Annotated in this window: 18 protein-coding genes; 5 read left to right on the top strand and 13 right to left on the bottom strand. The window is 67.6% G+C overall.

All coding sequences use genetic code 11. The features are described 5' to 3' along the window. The first annotated feature begins 181 nt into the window (after positions 1–181). Positions 182–1,429: a TetR/AcrR family transcriptional regulator gene (locus ACEWX3_RS24650; protein ID WP_374157974.1), complete on the top strand. Its 1,248-nt coding sequence runs from the start codon at positions 182–184 to the stop codon at positions 1,427–1,429. Between the two features lie 5 nt (positions 1,430–1,434). Here the strand turns inward: ACEWX3_RS24650 and ACEWX3_RS24655 are convergent, their stop codons facing one another. The 11 genes from ACEWX3_RS24655 to ACEWX3_RS24705 are packed head-to-tail and all read right to left on the bottom strand — an operon-like array spanning position 1,435 to position 12,531. Beyond that, a complete protein-coding gene (locus ACEWX3_RS24655) occupies positions 1,435–2,034 on the bottom strand; it encodes a hypothetical protein (protein ID WP_374157975.1) in 600 nt (199 codons plus the stop codon). Beyond that, complete coding sequence (locus ACEWX3_RS24660) at positions 2,031–2,822, bottom strand: mannan-binding family protein (protein WP_374157976.1); 792 nt, start codon at positions 2,820–2,822, stop codon at positions 2,031–2,033. The genes ACEWX3_RS24655 and ACEWX3_RS24660 overlap by 4 nt, the downstream gene beginning before the upstream one ends. 17 nt (positions 2,823–2,839) lie before the next feature. After that, positions 2,840–3,487: a DUF3329 domain-containing protein gene (locus ACEWX3_RS24665; protein WP_207066028.1), complete on the bottom strand. Its 648-nt coding sequence runs from the start codon at positions 3,485–3,487 to the stop codon at positions 2,840–2,842. A gap of 28 nt (positions 3,488–3,515) precedes the next feature. Then, positions 3,516–4,766, bottom strand: coding sequence for an MlaD family protein (locus ACEWX3_RS24670; protein ID WP_374157977.1), 1,251 nt, complete (start codon positions 4,764–4,766; stop codon positions 3,516–3,518). Further along, positions 4,763–5,956, bottom strand: coding sequence for an MlaD family protein (locus ACEWX3_RS24675; RefSeq protein ID WP_374157978.1), 1,194 nt, complete (start codon positions 5,954–5,956; stop codon positions 4,763–4,765). The genes ACEWX3_RS24670 and ACEWX3_RS24675 overlap by 4 nt, the downstream gene beginning before the upstream one ends. Positions 5,957–5,961: 5 nt before the next feature. Continuing rightward, entirely contained in the window at positions 5,962–7,074 is a 1,113-nt protein-coding gene (locus ACEWX3_RS24680; protein ID WP_374157979.1) for an MCE family protein, read from the bottom strand. Then, complete coding sequence (locus ACEWX3_RS24685) at positions 7,071–8,111, bottom strand: MCE family protein (RefSeq protein ID WP_374157980.1); 1,041 nt, start codon at positions 8,109–8,111, stop codon at positions 7,071–7,073. The genes ACEWX3_RS24680 and ACEWX3_RS24685 overlap by 4 nt, the downstream gene beginning before the upstream one ends. After that, entirely contained in the window at positions 8,104–9,159 is a 1,056-nt protein-coding gene (locus ACEWX3_RS24690) for an MCE family protein (RefSeq protein WP_374157981.1), read from the bottom strand. Before ACEWX3_RS24690 ends, ACEWX3_RS24685 begins: the two co-directional genes overlap by 8 nt. Next, on the bottom strand, positions 9,156–10,784 hold the full coding sequence (locus ACEWX3_RS24695) for an MlaD family protein (RefSeq protein ID WP_374157982.1): 1,629 nt from the start codon (positions 10,782–10,784) through the stop codon (positions 9,156–9,158). Before ACEWX3_RS24695 ends, ACEWX3_RS24690 begins: the two co-directional genes overlap by 4 nt. Then, on the bottom strand, positions 10,785–11,642 hold the full coding sequence (locus ACEWX3_RS24700; protein ID WP_207066035.1) for an ABC transporter permease: 858 nt from the start codon (positions 11,640–11,642) through the stop codon (positions 10,785–10,787). Between the two features lie 4 nt (positions 11,643–11,646). Then, positions 11,647–12,531 (bottom strand): MlaE family ABC transporter permease, encoded by an 885-nt coding sequence (locus tag ACEWX3_RS24705; RefSeq protein WP_374157983.1) that lies wholly within the window; start codon positions 12,529–12,531, stop codon positions 11,647–11,649. A gap of 308 nt (positions 12,532–12,839) precedes the next feature. Here ACEWX3_RS24705 and ACEWX3_RS24710 point away from each other — a divergent pair, with 308 nt between their 5' ends. Together ACEWX3_RS24710 and fadD8 are read left to right on the top strand one after the other, a co-directional pair. Continuing rightward, on the top strand, positions 12,840–13,259 hold the full coding sequence (locus tag ACEWX3_RS24710; protein WP_207066036.1) for a YciI family protein: 420 nt from the start codon (positions 12,840–12,842) through the stop codon (positions 13,257–13,259). Positions 13,260–13,372: 113 nt separating this feature from the next. Then, the gene (gene fadD8, locus ACEWX3_RS24715) at positions 13,373–14,980 is read left to right on the top strand and encodes a fatty-acid--CoA ligase FadD8 (RefSeq protein WP_207066037.1); all 1,608 of its coding nucleotides are present in this window, start codon (positions 13,373–13,375) and stop codon (positions 14,978–14,980) included. Positions 14,981–15,035: 55 nt separating this feature from the next. On the opposite strand, the gene ACEWX3_RS24720 is transcribed toward fadD8, so the two are convergent. Further along, positions 15,036–15,707, bottom strand: a complete 672-nt coding sequence (locus ACEWX3_RS24720) for a FadR/GntR family transcriptional regulator (RefSeq protein ID WP_207066038.1) — start codon at positions 15,705–15,707, stop codon at positions 15,036–15,038. Positions 15,708–15,846: 139 nt separating this feature from the next. On the opposite strand from ACEWX3_RS24720, the gene ACEWX3_RS24725 reads away from it, so the two are divergent. After that, a complete protein-coding gene (locus ACEWX3_RS24725; RefSeq protein WP_374159944.1) occupies positions 15,847–17,004 on the top strand; it encodes a CynX/NimT family MFS transporter in 1,158 nt (385 codons plus the stop codon). Positions 17,005–17,079: 75 nt separating this feature from the next. Next, positions 17,080–18,288, top strand: coding sequence for an RNA polymerase sigma factor (locus ACEWX3_RS24730; RefSeq protein WP_374159945.1), 1,209 nt, complete (start codon positions 17,080–17,082; stop codon positions 18,286–18,288). Here the strand turns inward: ACEWX3_RS24730 and ACEWX3_RS24735 are convergent. Next, positions 18,285–18,872 carry a class I SAM-dependent methyltransferase gene (locus ACEWX3_RS24735; protein ID WP_207066040.1) on the bottom strand — a complete coding sequence of 196 codons (588 nt, stop codon included), beginning with the start codon at positions 18,870–18,872 and terminating at the stop codon, positions 18,285–18,287. The two genes, ACEWX3_RS24730 and ACEWX3_RS24735, sit on opposite strands and share 4 nt — an antisense overlap. Between the last annotated feature and the right edge of the window lie 30 nt (positions 18,873–18,902).

Raw genomic sequence — 18,902 nt, forward strand, 5'->3', positions numbered from 1 at the left:
GTGCAGACTGTGCGATGTTAATGATTGTTCTCAACCGTGAGACACGTGCGCTGTCGTCCCCGACATACCGATTGACCTACTCGTATCGGCCTTTGCCGCGTACATCCATCGGCTCGGAGACGTCATGAAGTTGTAAGTGATTCGGCGCTCCCGGCTTCGGCGACAAGCTAGGCTCGAGAGCATGCCGCCGGCCCAGAAGCGTCCTCGCGACCGGAAGGCGCAGATCGCCCGCGCGGCCTCCGACGCGTTCAGCACCTCCGGCTTTCATGCGGTGAGCATGGAGCAGATCGCGGCACGCGTCGGTGTCTCGGCTGCGGCGTTGTACCGCCACGCCCCAAGCAAATACGATCTGTTCCGCGACGCGATTCTCGGGTTGAGCGGACAACTCGTCACCGCCACCGACTTCGCCGACGCCGCAACGGACGTCGATCCCACCAGCCTCCGGCGCCAGCTGCTCGATGCTCTCATCGACACCTCTCTGGCCAACCGCGCATTCAGCGGACCCTACCGTTGGGAGGGGCGCTACCTGCGCGCGCAGGACCGGGCGGTGCTGGCGGCACAGGTCAAGCTCGTGCACCGCCGGCTGCACCGTCCGTTGATGCAGATGCGCCCCGATCTGACCTCGTTGCAGCGGTGGACGTTGTCGTCGGCGGCGTTGAGCGTGATCGGCTCGATCGCCGACCACCACGCCACACTGAGCACCCGCCAGATTCGGGCGCTGCTGTCGACCTTGGCGTCGGACATACTCGACGCCGAACTGCCCACCGCGCCGCTCCCGTCGACGACGCAGCAGTCTTCCCCCACGCAGCTCCCCACGGACACCGGTCCCGCGATGAAGTACGAGTCACTGCTGAAGGAGTCGTTGAAGCTGTTCCACAAGAACGGATATCACGACACCACCATCGCCGATATCGCTGCGGCCGCGGGCATGCCCGCGTCGGGCATCTACCGCTATTTCGCCGGAAAGGCGGACATCCTGTCCGCCGCCTTCCGCCGCGCCGCCGACCGGGTGTCGGCCGACCTCTCCGAAGCGCTCGCCGCGGAGACGGATCCGGGCCTGGTGCTGGACAAGCTCGTCGACGCCTACATCGCCAGGTCTTTTGCGAGTCCGGAACTGGCCTATCTGTACTACACCGAGAAGGGCAACCTGCCTGCCGACGACGCCAGGATTCTGCACAACATCCAGCGCGCGACCGTGGAGCGGTGGGCGCAGTTGGTCACCGACGTCCGGCCTGCGACGCAGCTGGCCGAGGCCCGCTTCATCGTGCACGCCACCTTCACGTTGGTCGTCGACCTGGGCCGGTTGGCCGACTACGACGATTCCGCCGAAACTCGAACGCTGGTGCGGACGCTCGTGCGTGTCACACTGCTGGGCGCTGACACGTGCCGCCGCCGCGGTCCCCTATCTGTCGACGGTTTGTCGGCCTGACATCCTCACGCGCCGTCACACACACCCGAATCCCGGATGGCGGTGCCGTACACGTTTGCCGTCGCGACGTTGGCATTGATCTGCCCGGACGGCAACCGGCGAGTGATCTTGTCGCTGATCTGGGTGAACTGAAACCACAACCGGTAGATCGAATCTCCGTGGAACAGTGGTGAATACTGGCTCTGATCGGGATAGTTGGTGATGAACAGCGTGTGGGCCCGGGGGTCCAGGAACGCCGCAGACCGGTCGAGGTTGGCCGCGACGGTCGCCGCAGCGGTCTGCACTCCCGGCGCCCCCCAGTCGTCGTCTCGGTCGCCGAGGAAGCTTTGGAAGCCGAAGACCCCGTCCATCAGCGGACCGTACTGGGCGTTGAACCATTGGCATGCGTCACGTTCGGCGGCAATCTGTTCCGGGGTGACCCTGACCTGCCACAGGTTGTACGGAAACGGCGTGTAGTCCGGAGTCCAGTCCGACGGATAGGGCTCGAACACCGGCAGCGACGGCGTGCCGGCTCCGCTGTCGGGCTGCGCGGTCGCCGCCGGTGCGGCCACCAGCGCGACGACTGCCACGGCGAGACTCTTGGCGACGAATCGCTCGAGTGTCACGGCGTTCCGCCGAACTCGGGACGCAGGACACCGGCGAGCGCGGCGAGCGGAATCCGCGCCTGCACCGTTCCTCCGTCCATCGACCACTGCATCACCCCCGGCGTGAAGTCGGTGGGTGAGTCTCGTCCGACCGGATAGTCCGGCATGTAGATCATCAGCTCGTCGGGGGTCAGAGCCCAGGCCTTGTAACCTCCCGAGTACACCGTGTCGGGCGTCCAGCGTTCTGCGACGAACGGGTAGCTGCCCGGCTGATGCGGCGGCGAGGCCGCGTCGAGGGCCGCAACGATGTACGGGTGCGCGAGAGGCGGAATTGCGGTCAGTGGATCGACCCCGGGTTTCACGAGGTCGGCGAGGTGAAGCCTGGCGCCGCGGGCCATGTCGAAGGTGAAGGTCCGGTAGGCGTTGTTGAAGTCGGGGCCGTCGGCGTGGTAGGTCTCGCGGTAGACCAGCGACAGCGTGTCCCCATGCCGGAACACCTGATAGTTACCCTCGCCGAAGCTGTCGGCCGCCATGCGTTGCCCGACGGTGCGCCAATTGCCGACCAACGTGGCCAGATAGTCGCGCAGCACCGGACCCGCAGCCGGGTCGTCGATCAGTTCGGTGGGAATCGCGACCTTGATGTCACGCACCGCGTTTCGGTCGGACTGGACTGTGGTGTGACAGTACTGGCCGTTCCAGGCGCCGCCGAGTTCTTCGCAGAACGAGGTCGCCGATGCCGAAGCCGTCGGCGCCGGGGCCAGTGCCGTGGCGACCACGACGAATGCCGCTGCCAGTCCAGCGTTGCGCATGACGCGTTGCCCGCCTTTCAGGGAAGCTCGACCTGGCTTGCGCGCCAGCGGCCGTCGACGTGGTCCATCGTCATCTTGATTCTGCTGCGGTCGATACGCGGGTCGGGCACGCTGGCGTTCTGGACCGATTGGTCGACGAACAACAACACCACGACCTGGTTCTCGGACGCCGACTGCACCGCCGACTCGAGCACCACCCCGCGGGCGGACGCCTCGTTGTCGATCAGCAGTTGACGCAGCTGGGTGCTGGACTTGGTGTACATGTCTTTGAACTCACCGGTCGACCCGTCGAGCACCTGCGCGAAGTTCTCGTCGACATTGGTGGAGTCGATGCTGGTGAGCACCTGCGCGTAGGACACCGCAGCGGTCTGAGCCTGCGCCGCAGCCTGTTCCAGTTGCCGGTCCTGCCACAGCTGCCAGCCGAGATATCCCGACGTCGCGAACCCAGCCACCACCAGGGCGGCCAATGCGCCGACCAGAAACCGGCGTCGCCGACCTGGGGTCGCGGGCCCGGCGTCGTCGCTGTCGCCGTCTCCCGCGGTGTCCGGCTCCGCCGCGGCGTCGTCGGTCAGCCCTTCGGTCGCGGCGCCGTCCGAGGTCGCGGTGTCGTCTCCGGCCGTGTCGGCCTTCTGGTCGTCGAGATCTTCGCCGGTGGTCGACGGCATGGAGGCTCCTTCGTGGTGAGGTCGGGGTTCAGCGCGGGGGCTCGATCGGCAGAGTCGGGCCACCGTACGGAGTGGGAATGGTGTAGCGCCCCTTGGGGGTCGGGTCGGTCGTGCGGCCGAGGTCGGCGCCCGGCGGCGGGCCCGCGGTGTCGTCGCCTGCGGGTCGCGGCGCGTTCTTGGCGCCGCGCACGAGCACGCCGGGATGATCGTCGCGGCAGTACGTGTACATGAACGGCTCCGGATAGTCCGCCGACGACGGGGGCCGGCGCGGGGTGCCGTACTCGCAGGCGTAGCGCGGATAGATGTCGCCGGTAGCCCAGAATCCGTTGTCGTGCGTGGTGCTTCCGATCGCGTCCAGCAGCGAGGTGCGGTACTCGGGGAACAGCGAGTTCAGCGCCGGGACCCGTAGGTACAGTAGCTGCGACGTGCTGGCCAGGCTGCCCAGCAGCTGCACCATCGTGTCGGAGTTGTCGGTGAACAGATTGTCCACGGAGTTCAGCGACCGCGGTGCGCGGTCGGTCAGCCGGCGGTACCCGTCCTGCATCGAGGCCACCCCGCTCAGAGTTTCCCTCAGATTGTCCGACGCGACCTCGATGCCGGCATTCTTGTCGGCGGCCAGCTGCAACGAAACCCGGCTGGTCCGCAGCATGCTCGAGGTCTCCGGCAGCACCGAATCCAGCGTCGAGAGAAGGAAGGAGCCCCCGTCGATGATGTCGGCGAGCTTCTGCGGACCGGCTTCGGACATGCTCAGCTCGCGCCTGATGACCTCGAGCTTGCCGACATCGGTCTGGGCGAGGGCGCCGTCGGCGTGTGCCAGCAGCGTGGCCAGGGTCACCGGGACCTCCGCCCGGCCGAGTCCGATCACGCTTCCGTCCCTCAGATAGGGGCCGGCGGCCGACGCCGCGGCGAAGTTGATGTACTGCTCACCGGCCGGCGAGAGTCCCGAGACCTGGACGTCACTGGCCTCAGGGATCTTGACCGCGGCGTCGAGCGTGATGTGAGCATCCACCCCGGCCGGGGTGATCTCCAGACTCTGCACCCGCCCGACCGGAACACCGCGCAACGTGACGTCCTGGTTCGGCAGCAACCCGCCGGATTCGGGCAGCTGCACCACGACCCGGTAACTCGCGGCGAACGGATTGACCCGCAGCGCGCCGAGGAGCAGGTACGCGCTCGCCACCACGAGCGTCAGCACCAGTGCGGCGGCGGACAACCACGCCCGCCGGCGATGACCCCATCGCACCACCCCGACTACAGTGTTGGCTGCTCCGTTGATCATCGAGGCGGCTCCGGTGCGACGGTGACGATCTGCCCCGGTTCGGTCGGGCTGGGCGCCACCGGAACCTGCGGCACGGCGGGGCCCTTGCCGACGATCCGTTCCTGCAACCGCAGCAGCGTGAACTTCAGCGATCCGACCAGCTGGTGCCAGTTGTACCGCTTCGGTCCGTGCAGACCTTTGTCGCCGGCGAAACCGATATCTGGGATCGAGCCGAGGACCAACCGGTCGATGCTCACCCTGGTCGAAATGGCGTTGCTGGGCATCGACTTGACGAACGGCGGCATCAGCCGGTTGAGGGAGTAGAGGGTGGCATCGGGGGCCAGCACCACGTCGTTCCACGCCGCGGCGATCGTGTTGGCGTCCGCGATCACACTGCGACCGCTGGTGTCGTCACCGGCGACGGACGGGAACTTCTGCAGCTGCCCACCGACGTCACCGAGTTGAGTCACCAGATCGGCGATCTGGTCGGTCTGGTCGGCCAGCGTGTCGGTGGCCGGTCCGGCTTCGGACATCAGTTCACCGAGCACCTCGTTCTTGGTTTCGATCTGGGCGGCGAGGTTCGTCGTCTCGGTCAACGCCGTGGAGATCTGCTCGGAGCGGGCGTTGAGCCTGCCCAGGGTGTGGTTGGTCTTGCTGATCAGGTCACCGAACGCCTGCCCCTGGTCACCGGTGGCCCGCCCCAGGCCGTTGATGATGTTGGTGAAGTTGCGCACCGCGCCACCGTTCACCAGGATTGCCGCCGAGCTCAGCACCGACTCGACAGTTGCCGCGGCAGTCGTCGCTTCCAGGGGGATCACGTCGCCGTCACCGAGCAGCCGGGCGCCCGGCACCACCGGCGTGGGCGGCTTGATCGACACGAACACGTCGCCCAGCGGGGTCGCCGAGCGCAGCTCGGCGGTGCTGCCCTCGGGCAGCTGCACGCCGTCCATGATCCGCAGCGTGGTCACCGCCGTGTAGTTGCGGGCCTGCATCGATTCGAGCTGTCCGACGTCGGCACCCGCCAGCTTGACCTTGGCGTGTGCGGGCAGGTTCAGCGCGTTGGCGAACACCGCGGTCAGCGTGTAGCCGTCGGCGTCGACTCCGGGTGCGGGCAGCGGGAGGCTGGCCAGACCTTCGGTGGCGCAGCCGCTGACAGTGACCGCCGCGACGGCCGCCGCGAGCAAGGTCTTCCGGATACGGCGCCCGCGCATCACTTCTACCCCATCGCGGCCAGCCCGTCGAGCACGTACGACAGCCCGAAGTCGGGCCCGAAATCCTGCAACGTGCCGGTGCTGCAACCCAACTGGCGCAGTCCCATCATGTTGCACATCTCCTTGACGGTCTGCGTGTCGAAGAGCACCTTGTCGGTGAGGACGTGCACCCGCACCGCACCGTTCTTCTTGTCGATGATGTTGTAGAGGTTGTCCAGCGTCATCGGCGCCACGTCGAGGAACTCCATCAGGTCACGCTGGTGGTCCACCGTCGTCGTCACGGCGACGTCGCCGTTGGCGACGATCTGTCTGACCTCGTCGCGGTGGGTGTCGAGCACCTCACCGACCTGGTTGATGACGTCCTCGAGCTTGCGGCCGGTGGCGCCGGTGCCGAAGTCCTCGTCGGCGAGGACCTGGCTGAGTTGACGCACGGAGCTCCCGAACTCCTCGAGGGTGGCCTCGTTGGCGGCCGCGGCCTCGAACAGGGAGCTGACGTTGCCGATGATGGTGGTGAGTTGGTCGCGGGTCACGTCACCGCGATCGGCGCTGAGCCGCAACGCCTCCGACAGCTCACCGAGCGCGTCCTTCATCTGCTGGCCGTTGCCGTCCACGACGGCTGCGCTGGCGTCGACGACGTCGGCGAGGGGGCCGTTGCCTCTGCCGTCGCCCTCCAGCGACATCGACAGCTTGTCCAGCACGTCGAGCACGCGCGCGAACTCGACCGGGGTCTTGGTGCGGTCCAGTCCGATGGTGGCGTGATCCGCCAGCGTCGGCCCGTCCTGATAGGGCGGTGTCAACTCGATCTGCCGGTCGGTCAGGATCGAGTTGGAGATCGTCACGGCCTGGACGTCGGCGGGTATCTTGACGTCGCGGTCTACGGTGAAGTCGACCTCGACGTAGCCGCCCATCGGCCGGATCTCGGTGACTGTGCCCACCGGCATGCCCAGTACCGCAACGGTGTTGTCGACGTAGAGGCCCGCGGCGCTGTCGAACTGTGCGGTCACCGTGATCGTGTCCATCCGCTCCGCCAGGTACGACCACCCGATTCCGGCAGCCACCAAGGCGGCGATCAGCACGGTACCGGTCAGTGCAGCGAGTCTGGTTCTGCGGCTGGTCATTTGCAGTCCTGGAAGTACTGGATCATGTCGAACTGTTTGGCGCGGCCGCTGATCGCGCACATCCACGAATCCACCAGCAGACCGTTGGTGACGTTCAGGTCGACGGCGTTGCCGTTTCCGGTGGCGTTGGCGAGCCCGCGCAGCGCGGGCGGGCCCGCCTGCAATGTGCTGCGCAGCAGATCGTCGTGCTCGCTGAGCATTCCGGAGAGTTCCCGCAGGTCGGTCAGCAGCTGCTCCAGTTCGGGACGGTTGTCCACGGCGACGGTGCTCAGCGTCTCCACGAGGTTGGTCAGCGCTGCCATCATCGCGTGGAAGCTCGCCCGGCGCGCCACGAATTCACCCAGCAGCGCGTTGCCCTGGTTGACCAGGCTGCCGATCGTGGACTGTTGTCGGCGCAGTGTCGTGCTCACCATCTCGGTGGTCTCGAGCAGCTGGCCCAACTGATCTCGCCGTTCGGCGATGATCGTCGACAGCGTGTGCGTGTTCGCCAGCGCCTGCGGCACCACCGGTGGCAGTGTTTCGAGTTGCTCACCCAGGATCGCCAAGGATTGGGCGAACCTGTCCGAGTCGACCTGCTCATAGGTCCGGGTCACGTCGGCGAGCGCTTCCTGCAGATCGTAGGGAACCTCGGTGTGACGCAGGTCGAAGGTGTCGTCCGGCAACGTCCCCGCGCCGTCGGGTTCCAGCGACAGATATCGCGATCCGAGGATGGTGGTCACCTTGATGACGGCACGGGACTCCCGGCCGAAGACGATGTCGTCGCGGACTTTGAGCCCGGCCTCCACATGATCTCCGGCCAGCGTCATGCTGGTCACCTCACCGACCGGGATTCCTGCCACCACGATCGGATTGCCCACCTGAAGTGCGGCGGCCTGCAGGAACTTCGCCGCGTAGTGCCGGTAACCGATGTTGGCCAGCTGCACCATCAGCATGGCGCCGACCACGACGGCCACCACCGCGATCGCCCCCACGCCGAGCAGCGTCTTGTTGCGCTCCTCGAGCGGCTTCTTCCGGCGTTTCGTCGGCGCTTCAGCCATTGGCCAGGTTCCTGCAGCGGAGGCTGTAGGTGGCGTCGTTGCCGGGCGTGGCCGCGTCGACGACGATCGGAACCACATCGTTGAGTCCGGGGAAGAAGCCCGTCGCGTTCAGGTCGCAGGCGTACGCGTTGGCGTACGCGCCTTCGTTGGTGATGCGGGCGAATCCCTTGAGCAGCAGCGGCAGATTGGCTCCGGTGAAAGCCAGCTGCGGTTCGATGCTGACCATGTGGCGGGTGAATCCCGGCTCGCGCGCGACCAGGTCGGTGAGGTCGGGCTCCACCTCGTCGCTGATCGTCGACAGTTGCCCCATCACCCGCGAGATGGTGCCCATCGAGTCGACCAGCTCGGGTCGGCGCGCCTCGAAGGTGGACACCACGCCGCGGGTGGTGGTGATCACCTGGTCGAGATCGTCGTTGTGCCGAGCGAGATTGCCGACCACCGAGTTGAGGTCGGTGATGACCGCGCCGAGTTCCTCGTCGCGTCCAGCGAAGGCGTCGGTGAGCTGTGAGGTCTGATCGACCAGCGCCGTGATCGACGCGTTGTCCCCCTGCAGGGACTGGATCACCCCCTGGGTCAGATCGTCCGCGGCGTTCGGGTCCAGCAGGCTGAACAGCGGCTCGTAACCGTTGAGGAGCGCACCGACGTCGAACGACGGGTCGGTGCGTTCGACGGGAATGACACTGTCCGCCGGCAACGGTCCCGGGTCGCCGACGCTGCCCAGCGACAATCCGAGGTACCGCTGTCCGACGATGTTCTGGTACGTCACCGACGCGACCGTCGTCCCCAGCACCTGCTGGTCGCTCTGCACCACGAAATCGACCCTGGCGTGCTTGCCGTCGAGTTCGATGCCCTCGACGCGACCCACCCGCACCCCGGCCATCCGGACGTCGTCACCTTCGCGCAGACCGAACACGTCGGTGAACACTGCGGCGTACGGGACCGTCCGACCGGCGACGTCACGCCGCAGTGTCGCGTACACCAGCCACGTGACCGCCACCGCCACCGCCATGAACAACGACAGCCCGATCACGGCGCCCCGGATCTTCACCTATTCCCCCCTCTCGAACTCGAATCCACCAGGGACACCGTGGCACCGCGCGCGACGGGGCCGAGCAGCAGTTGGGTGGCCGTGCTGGCCGGCTGACCGGTGATCACTGCGAGCTGGTTGCGTTCCTGTTGACTGCCAACGGGTCCCACATTGCCGCCGTAGGGATTGCCGCCGTAGGAAGCGGGCGCGGCCTCGGCGGGCAGGACCGGCCCGCCGGGGGCAGCCGGTGGCGCCGGCGCGGGTGGGGGCGGATCACCGGGTTTGGGCGCGACCGGCGCCACCGGAGACAGGATCTGCGGGGGCTGCGGATCGGGCACCAGCGCGGGGTTGGCCGTGCCGGGAACCGGCGCCGACGGCGGCATCCACGACGGCAGCGGCGGATTCGGGTCGGCCAGACTCGGGTTGTGGTCGACCAGTGGCGGCCCGACCGCCACCAGATTGCCGTTCTCACCGACCACCGTTCCGCTGGGCGGGGCCAGATCCGGAGGGGGCTGATAGTTCTGGGGCAGAAGCACATCCGGCAGCTCCGGACGCGTCGGCACCAGCGGCGCGGTGTAACAGCTCGGCCCCTTCAGCCCGGCGTACTGCGGGCAGTCGGCCCGCGTGTAGCTGTAGGTCGGGGTGAACGACAGGTTCACCCGCATGTTCGCCGTGTCCTGTTCGGGAATCCACACTTCGTCGAAGAACTTGTCGGACAACCCGTTGAGCTTGACGAAGGCGGGCACCCAGTGGGGCGAGATCTCGGCCAGCGATCCCAGTACCGGGGTCAGATCCGAGCTGATCTCGACCAGCTTGTCGGTGTGGTTGTTCAGCGCGGTGTCGGTGGTGCCGAGCGTGTGCAGTCCACCGCTGATCAGCGAATCCAGTTGGCTGCGTTGCCGGACCAGTGTGCGCATCGGCTCCACCGCCACGTGCAGCGCGTCGATCAACTCGGGGGCGGTCTGCTGCAGTCCGCGGGTGGCGTCGATGAGCGCCGAGACCGTCGTCGGGCCCGGGTCGCTCGCCACGATGGAGTCGACCTCGTCGACCAGCCTGCTGAGCTGAGCACCACTGGTCAGCAGCTCGGTGCGGCGATCCTCGGTGGCGGCGTTGACGGCTGCCAGCACGCCGATGGTCTTGTCCTCGCGGCCCCGGCCGGTGGCCGCCAGGATGTCGCGCAGCTTGCTGATCGTCGTCTGGAACAGCACGGTCGGCAGCTCGGTGTCCTCGGGGATGTGCGCGCCTTCACTGATCGGCGGGCCGTGCCCCTGGTCGACCAGCTGCACCGACGACACCGCGAACACGTTGCTCGGCACCACTCGTGCGGTGACGGTCGCAGGAATCGACTGGGCGTAGTGCGGATCCAGATCGATGTGCACGTAGTTCGGCTCGCCGTCCGCGGCGGGGGTGACGTCCTGCACGGCACCGACGAGTACGCCGTGGTACTTCACGTCGGAGCGTTGCGGCAGCCCGTCACCGACATTGACCAGGTCGGCCACCACCCGCACGTAGGGGTCGAGCCGACCGGTGGCCTTCACCAGCAGCGTCGCCGTCACCACCGCGGCCACCGCCACCAGCGCGAGGCCGGCCGCCAGCAGCTGCCGGTCGGAGGGTCCGCGGCCGTCCGTTTCGAACGAATTGCCCATTCAGCCCCCGAACCTCGCGCCGGAGTCGACCGACCACAGCGCCATGGTCAGCAGCATGTTGACCATGATCACCACGGTGATGCTGGCGCGCATCGCGTGGCCGGCAGCCACCCCCACCCCGACCGGACCGCCGCTGGCGTAAAAACCGTAGTAGCACTGGACCGTCGAGGCGATCCACACGAACACGATGGTCTTGATGATCGAGTACACGATGTCCTGCCCGGACAGCATCAGCGTGAAGTAGTGCAGATAGGAGCCGGTCGAACCGCCGGAGATGATCGTGACGACGACCTGGGTGGTCAGGTAGCTCACCGCCAGACAGGCGACGTACAGGGGGACCGCGGCCACGGTCGCGGCCATCAGGCGGGTGGTCACCAGATACGGAATGGGCCGGATCCCCAGCGAATCCAGGGCGTCGATCTCCTCGGCGATCCGCATCGAACCGAGCTGCGCGGTGAAGCGGCAACCGGCCTGCGTGGCGAACGCCAGCGACGCCGCGATCGGCGCGAGCTCACGGGTGTTGACCAACGACGAGATGATGCCGGTCGCCGGCCCCAGCCCGAGCAGATCGAGAAAGTTGTAGCCCTCGATCCCCACCAGCGCGCCGACAGTGATACCCAGCACGATCGCCACGCCCGCCGTGCCCCCGCCCACCACCAACGAGCCGTTGCCCCAAGCGATGTCGGAGAGGAGACGGACGAACTCCTTGCGGTAGTGGGTGAACGCGACGGGGATGCCGGCGATCGCGCGGCCGAAGAAGACCAGCATGTGGCCGAGCCGCACGATGGGTCCGGTGGTGCGCTGGTAGAGCTTTCGCGCCGGAGCGAACAGGGCCGGGGTGAACTGGGATGCGGTCATCGGTCTACAGCCCCACCCGCGGGAACATCATGATGTAGAGCTGGCTGATCGCGACGTTGACCACCATCAGCACCAGGATCGATTCGACCACCGCGGCGTTGACCGAGTTCGCCACCCCGGTCGGACCACCCTTCGTCGACATTCCTTTCTGACAGGACACCACGGCGACGATGGCCCCGAACACGACCGCCTTGACCAGCGCCACGATCATGTCCCCCGTCGTGGCGAAGGCGGCGAAGGTGGCGACGAAGCTGCCCGGCGCGCCGTTCTGGAAGTACACGTTGAACAGGTAGCTCGCCAGGAAGCCGACGAAGCAGACGACGCCGGTGAGGGCGACACCGACCATGACCGCGGCCGCGAACCGGGGGACGACGAGTCGGCGCACCACCGACACCCCCATCACTTCCATGGCGTCGGTTTCCTCGCGCATCTTGCGCGAGCCGAGATCGGCGGTGATCGCCGAGCCCACGGCGGCGGCCATCAGGATCGCCGCCGTCAGCGACGCCGCCTGCCGGATCACCGCCAGCCCGCTCGCGGCACCGGCGAGCGACGTGGCGCCGACCTGACCGGCCAGCAACGCGAACTGGATCGACAGCGTCACGCCGATCGGCAGCGCCACCAGGACGGTCGGCAGCACCGCGGTGCCCGCCATGAAAGCGCCCTGCCGGATGAATTCCTGCCATTGGAAGCGCCCGGTCAGCAGATCGATGATGAGATATTGGATCGTCCGCACTCCGAGGACGAACTGGTCCCCGACCGTCGTCAGCGACGCCAGCGGGTGCCGCGAGACGTAGCCACCGGCCCAGTCGGTGATCTCCTGCACGCCGGCGTCGGGTGCCGCCTCTCTCGAAGGTTCTCCAGAAGAACTCGCACTCTGTTGAATCGTCATTTACTTATTGCTGGGTGCATCGGCAGCATCGGCGATCTCTCTGGTTCCTGTTCGTGCAGGATATCGACGTTCAGTAGGTCTAAATGACGTGTGCGACAAAAACCCTTCTCACGTCCCCGCGCAACCTTCACCATCCGTCGGACATGAGTATGCACATTAACTTCTCGATGTGGCAAAGATTGCCAAAAATTCTCAGGCACGTCGTGTCGATTCCCGCCGACGCCGTTCGACGTGTTGACGTGGGCCCCCGGAACACCCCGGCGCGACACTGGTACGGGCCCCTTCCCGAAAACAGAAGGAGAGACACGATGACCCGCTACATGCTGATCCTGCGCTCGACTCCCGCGGCAGAGGAAGCGATGGCGAACGTCGACTTCGAGGACGTGATCGCGGCGATGGGCCGCTTCAACGAGGAGTTGATCAAGGCCGGCGTCCTGCTGGCCGGCGAGGGCCTGGCCGGCCCCGAGGACGGCTTCGTCGTCGACTTCGACTCCGAGACCCCGGTCGTCACCGATGGTCCATACACCGAAGCCAAAGAGCTGTTCAACGGGTTCTGGGTGCTGGCGGTGTCGTCGATCGAGGAAGCCAAGCAGTGGGCGGTGAAGTGCCCGCTGGGCCCCGGTGCACGACTCGAGGTACGCCGCATCACCGAGACCGAGGAGTTCCCGCAGGACAACGAATGGGTGCAGAAAGAGCTGCGGTGGAAGAAAGAGGGCGTCTGGAAGTAGCGTGCCGACGATTTCGGCGTGGAAGTCGTCTCTGAGCGGCGATTTCCGCGCCGAAATCGCGGATTTGCGAGCACTCGATGACTCAAATTGGAACACGTTCTAGTCTGTAGGCCATGAGTGACTTGCTGCGCCATCCGTTGCACTCCGGCCACCTGACCGTCGGCGCGCTCAAGCGCCACAAGGACAAGCCGGTGCTGTTCCTCGGGGACACCACGATGACCGGCGGCGAACTGGCCGACCGCATCAGTCAGTACATCCAGGCCTTCGAAGCGCTCGGCGCCGGCACCGGTGCCGCGGTCGGGCTGCTCTCGCTCAACCGCCCCGAGGTGCTGATGATCATCGGTGCGGGACAGACTCAGGGGTATCGCCGCACGGCGCTCCATCCGCTCGGCTCCCTGGACGATCACGCCTACGTGCTCTCCGATGCCGAGGTGACGTCGCTGATCATCGATCCGCAGCCGATGTTCGTCGAACGCGCGCTGGGATTGATGCAGAAGGTGCCGTCGCTCAAGCAGGTGCTCACCATCGGCCCCGTCCCCCAGGAGCTCGCCGACAGCGGGGTGGCCGCGGTCGATCTGACAGCTGAGGCGGCGAAATACCCGGCCAAGCCGCTGGCGGCGGCCGATCTGGCGCCCGATCACATCGGCGGACTGACCTACACCGGCGGCACCACCGGAAAGCCCAAGGGCGTGATGGGGACGACGCAGTCGATCACGACGATGACCACCGTGCAGCTGGCCGAGTGGGAATGGCCGGAGAACCCACGGTTCTTGATGTGCACCCCGCTCTCGCATGCCGGGGCAGCGTTCTTCACCCCGGTCATCGTCAAGGGTGGCGAGCTGCGGGTGATGACCAAGTTCGATCCGGCCGAGGTGCTCAAGGTGATCGAGGAGCAGAAGATCACCGCGACGATGCTGGTGCCGTCGATGATCTATGCGCTGATGGATCATCCCGACTCTCACACCCGCGACCTGTCGTCGCTGGAGACGGTGTACTACGGCGCGTCGGCGATGAACCCGGTGCGGCTGAAGGAGGCGATCCGCCGGTTCGGGCCCATCTTCGCGCAGTACTACGGGCAGTCCGAGGCGCCGATGGTGATCACCTACCTGGCCAAGAAGGACCACGACGAGAAGCGGCTGACGTCCTGCGGGCGGCCCACGCTGTTCGCGCGGGTGGCGTTGCTCGGCGACGACGGCCAGCCGGTACCCCAGGGTGAGGTCGGCGAGATCTGCGTGTCAGGGCCGCTGCTGTCGGGCGGATACTGGAACCTGCCCGACGCGACGGCCGAGACCTTCAAAGACGGCTGGATGCACACCGGAGACCTGGCCCGCGAAGACGAGGACGGCTTCTACTACATCGTCGACCGCACCAAGGACATGATCGTCACCGGCGGGTTCAACGTCTTCCCCCGCGAGGTCGAAGACGTTGTGGCCGAGCATCCCTCGGTCGCCCAGGTGTGTGTGATCGGAACGCCCGACGAGAAGTGGGGTGAGGCGGTGACCGCGGTGGTGGTCCTGCGTCCCGACGCCGCGTCCGACGAAGCCGCGGTGGCGACGATGACCGCCGAGATCCAGGCCGCGGTCAAGGAACGCAAAGGCCCGGTCCAGTCGCCCAAGCAGGTGGTCGTCGTCGATTCGGTGCCGATCACGGCGCTGGGCAAGCCGGACAAGAAGGCCGTGCGGAAGCAGTTCTGGGAAGGCACGGGACGTTCGGTCGGCTGAGCCGACAATTCAGCAGGAGTCGGCTGAGCCGACAATTCAGCAGGAGTCGGCTGAGCTAGCAGCCGCTCGCCAGGCCGGCCAGGATCCCGTCGAGCAGCGCGCCCGCGGTGCGGGCCGCCTGCTCGACGTCGCCGGCCGCGATGTGGTCGAGCAACAGGCCGTGATCGACGATCTCCACGGGCTTCTCGTGGGTGGTGGCGACGCTGGCGGTGATGGCCTCCATCAGCCCGCGGTAGAGCTCGAGCAGCATCGCGTTGTGTGAGCTCGCGACCACGGCGAGGTGGAATTCGGCATCGGCGCGGGCGAATTCGTCGGTGTCGCCGGCCGCCATGCAGTCGTCGCGGCGGAGCAACAATTCGCGCAGGACGGCGAGGTCGTCGTCGGTGCGGTGGGCCGCGGCCAGGCGCGCGGCCTCGACTTCCAGGCCGCGCCGTACCTGAAGGACGTCGCGCAGTTCGGCGCCGCAGAGCCGGCGCAGCGCACCCGACACCTCACTCGTGGCGCGGACATAGGTGCCGTCCCCCTGGCGCACCTCCAGCAGGCCGGCGTGCGCCAGGGCACGGACCGCCTCGCGGACGGTGTTGCGGCCCACCCCCAGAGTTTCGACCAGCACGGCCTCGTTGGGGATGCGCTCACCGACGGCCCACTCCCCGACGGCGACTGCATGGCGCAGCTGTTCGATGACCTGGTCGACCAACCCGGTGCGGCGCGCAGTGCTCAACGGCACAAAATACCCTTTCGTCCAATCATGGGATGTATGGCACTCTAGCAAGGTGAGCAGCCCGAAGCAGGACATCGACGCCAAGGCGGCCGGCGTCGCGACCGCGGCCGACGCCGCTTCGCCGGCCTCAGATCGGGCCCCGACGATCGCAGGGGGCGTGCTGCTGGCGGTGGCGGTGATCCTGACCGCCTTGAATCTGCGCCCGGCCGTCACCAGCGTCGCACCGCTGCTCGGTGACATGCGCACCGACCTGGGGGTGACCGCCACGTGGGCGGGCCTGTTGACCACCCTGCCCGCGTTGTGCTTCGCGGCGGCCGGGCTGGCTGCGCCCTGGTTGTCGTCGCGGATCGGTCTGGGCCGCACGGTCTCTGCCGCGATGGTCGCGCTGACCGTCGGCCTCGCGGTCCGGGTCGTCGACGGCGCGCACCTCGTGATCGGCGCGACGCTGGTCGCGTGCGCCGGTATCGCCCTGGTCAACGTGCTGATTCCGGTCGTCATCAAGGGCTCCTTCCCCACCCGGGTCGGCCTGATGACGGGCATCTACACCGCCGCGCTGCAGGGCGGAGGGGCGCTGGGTTCGGCGGTCACTCCCGGCCTGGAGGAGCCCCTCGGTGGCTGGCGCAGCGCGCTGGCGGTCTGGGCGGTGGTCGCCTTCGTCGCGTTCGTGGTCTGGGTGCCGGCCGCGCGTCGGCACCGCAGCGCCTGGACGCCGGTGGCCATGCCCCGCGGCGAACGCCGCTCTCTTCTGCGTAACCCGTTGGCCTGGACGGTCACCCTGTTCTTCGGCTGCCAGGCGTTCATGGCGTACATCGTGATGGGCTGGCTGCCCGAGGTGTTCATCGACAATGGCGTGGACAAGATGGACGCCGGGCTGCTGGTCGGGCTGACCTCGTTGATCGGGGTGCCGGTGGCGCTGGTGATCGCACCGCTGGCCGCGCGCCGCACCAGTCAGAGCGGCGCGATCGCCGGGCTCGGAGTGCTGGGCGTGGCCGGAGCGATCGGGCTGATGGTGGCGCCGGCCGCCCAGCCGGTGCTGTGGAGCGTGCTGATCGGCGCAGGCATGGGCGCATTCGCCATGGCGCTCACCGTCATCGCGCTGCGTGCCCGCACGCCGACCGACACTGCGCAGCTGTCCGGGATGGCGCAGGGACTCGGTTATCTGATCGCCGGGACCGGCCCGTTCCTGTTCGGGCTGCTGCACGACGTCTCCCACGGCTGGACGGTGCCGTGGCTGATGTTCCTGGCCGTCTACCTGGTGCAGATCGCGGCCGGGGTGCTGGCGGGGCGGCCACGCTTCGTCTGAGGTGCCGCCGGGCAGAATGACGGGGTGACCGTGTCCCCCACCGACGTGCGCGAGACGGTGGCCGCGGTGTGGCGCATGGAGGCCGCCAAGATCGTCGCCACGTTGACGCGCGCCGTCGGTGAGGTCGGCCGAGCTGAAGACCTCGCCCAGGAAGCCCTCGTGGATGCCCTCGATCAGTGGCCCCGCACCGGGGTCCCCCGCAATCCGGGCGCCTGGCTAACGACGGTCGCCAAACGCAAGGCAGTCGACCAGTGGCGGCGTCAGGGCAACCTGGACGCCAAGTATGCGCTGCTGGCCCGTGAGTTGGCCGACCACGTCGACGAGGCGTGGGACCCCGACCACATCGACGACGACGTACTGCGGCTGATGTTCATGGCGGCTCACCCCGTACTCACCCCGGAGAGCCGGGTGGCGCTGACCCTGCGGGTGGTCGGCGGACTGAGCACCGACGAGATCGCCAAGGCGTTCCTGGTCCCGAAAGCGACCATCGCCCAACGCATCGTCCGCGCCAAGAAGTCCCTGGCCGGGGTGGCATTCGAGGTACCGGACCGACCCGAATGGCCGCACCGGATGTCGACGGTGCTCAGCGTCATCTACCTGATCTTCAACGAGGGCTATGCGGCGTCCACGGGTCGGCACTGGTTCCGCGAGGAGCTGTGCGCGGAGGCGTTGCGCCTGGGTCGGGTACTGACTGCGCTGGCCCCCGACGAGGCCGAAGTGCACGGGCTCGTGGCACTGATGGAGTTCCAGTCCTCCCGGTTGCGCGCCCGGGTCGACGACGAGGGTGCGCCGATCCTCCTCGAGGACCAGGACCGGACGCGGTGGGACCGCGCACAGATACAACGCGGCGTGACCGCCCTGGGCGCCGCAGCACAAGCGCTGCACCGCCGCGGTTCTGGGTGGGGCCCCTATGCGTTGCAGGCGGCGCTGGCCGAATGCCATGCCATCGCACCGAGCACCGCCGACACCGACTGGCACCGCATCGTGATGCTCTACGACGCGCTGTTGGGTCTGACGACCTCACCGGTCGTGGCGCTCAATCGCGCCGTGGCAGTGGCCATGGCCGACCCCGAGAACGGACCGCAGGCCGCGCTGGACATCGTCGATCACCTCGACGGACTCGACGGCTTGCACGCGCTCCCGGGTGTGCGGGCCGAACTGCTGCGACGCCTCGGTCGTCACGCCGAGGCGGCCGACGAGTTCGACCGCGCTGCGGCGCTGGCCGACAATGACCGGGAACGAGACGTCCTGATGGCCAAAGCCGCCCGCGCCAGGGTCGGCTAGGCGCCCGGCACCGCGGTGCGGGCGGCCACCGACGCGGCGCCGGACCGGTCGAACACGTCGATGACGACATCGGCGTCCTGGTAGCGGCCCAGGTGATGCAGACCTGCGGTGGCGGCGATGATCTCGTTGGCCCGGTCGCCCGACATCGGGTACTCCTCGACCCGATGGCGCCAGTGCGCGGCGACGACCGTGGCCGCCGCCGACAACCGCGGGACCTCGTGGTCCAGCACCGCGCGCAGGGTTTCCGGCTGCAGGTAGTAACACACTTCCGACAGCATCACGAGGTCGAAAGGCCCTGAAGGCCAAGGCTGATCGAGCGATCCGCGCATGAGCGTGACCCGGTCGCGCAGCCCCGCGGCGACCAGGCGCGCGTGGGTGGCGTCCAACGCCGCGACGCTGACGTCGGTGCTGACGACGTGATCACAACGCCCGGCCAGCTGCTCGGTCAGTACTCCGACCGAGCAGCCCGGTTCGAACGCGTTGCGGTACCGCTCATACGGCAGCATCGCGGTGGTGATCGCGTACTTGCGCCGCTCGTACCAGCGATGCTGCAGCTGCCACGGATCGGCCGCCTGCGCATACATGCGGTCGAAGAAGCTGTCGGGAAGCCGGGA

It is taken from the genome of Mycobacterium sp. G7A2, from assembly GCF_041902445.1.
Classification (GTDB): domain Bacteria; phylum Actinomycetota; class Actinomycetes; order Mycobacteriales; family Mycobacteriaceae; genus Mycobacterium.

Bases quoted from the DNA above. Each gene is read 5' to 3' on its own strand.
- ACEWX3_RS24735 (WP_207066040.1), bottom strand. From the start codon at position 18,872: ATGTATGCGCAGGCGGCCGATCCGTGGCAGCTGCAGCATCGCTGGTAC.
- ACEWX3_RS24700 (WP_207066035.1), bottom strand. From the start codon at position 11,642: ATGACCGCATCCCAGTTCACCCCGGCCCTGTTCGCTCCGGCGCGAAAG.
- ACEWX3_RS24680 (WP_374157979.1), bottom strand. From the start codon at position 7,074: ATGACCAGCCGCAGAACCAGACTCGCTGCACTGACCGGTACCGTGCTG.
- ACEWX3_RS24695 (WP_374157982.1), bottom strand. From the start codon at position 10,784: ATGGGCAATTCGTTCGAAACGGACGGCCGCGGACCCTCCGACCGGCAG.
- ACEWX3_RS24710 (WP_207066036.1), top strand. From the start codon at position 12,840: ATGACCCGCTACATGCTGATCCTGCGCTCGACTCCCGCGGCAGAGGAA.
- fadD8 (WP_207066037.1), top strand. From the start codon at position 13,373: ATGAGTGACTTGCTGCGCCATCCGTTGCACTCCGGCCACCTGACCGTC.
- ACEWX3_RS24705 (WP_374157983.1), bottom strand. From the start codon at position 12,531: ATGACGATTCAACAGAGTGCGAGTTCTTCTGGAGAACCTTCGAGAGAG.
- ACEWX3_RS24730 (WP_374159945.1), top strand. From the start codon at position 17,080: ATGGAGGCCGCCAAGATCGTCGCCACGTTGACGCGCGCCGTCGGTGAG.
- ACEWX3_RS24685 (WP_374157980.1), bottom strand. From the start codon at position 8,111: ATGGCTGAAGCGCCGACGAAACGCCGGAAGAAGCCGCTCGAGGAGCGC.
- ACEWX3_RS24665 (WP_207066028.1), bottom strand. From the start codon at position 3,487: ATGCCGTCGACCACCGGCGAAGATCTCGACGACCAGAAGGCCGACACG.
- ACEWX3_RS24675 (WP_374157978.1), bottom strand. From the start codon at position 5,956: ATGCGCGGGCGCCGTATCCGGAAGACCTTGCTCGCGGCGGCCGTCGCG.
- ACEWX3_RS24650 (WP_374157974.1), top strand. From the start codon at position 182: ATGCCGCCGGCCCAGAAGCGTCCTCGCGACCGGAAGGCGCAGATCGCC.
- ACEWX3_RS24660 (WP_374157976.1), bottom strand. From the start codon at position 2,822: ATGCGCAACGCTGGACTGGCAGCGGCATTCGTCGTGGTCGCCACGGCA.
- ACEWX3_RS24670 (WP_374157977.1), bottom strand. From the start codon at position 4,766: ATGATCAACGGAGCAGCCAACACTGTAGTCGGGGTGGTGCGATGGGGT.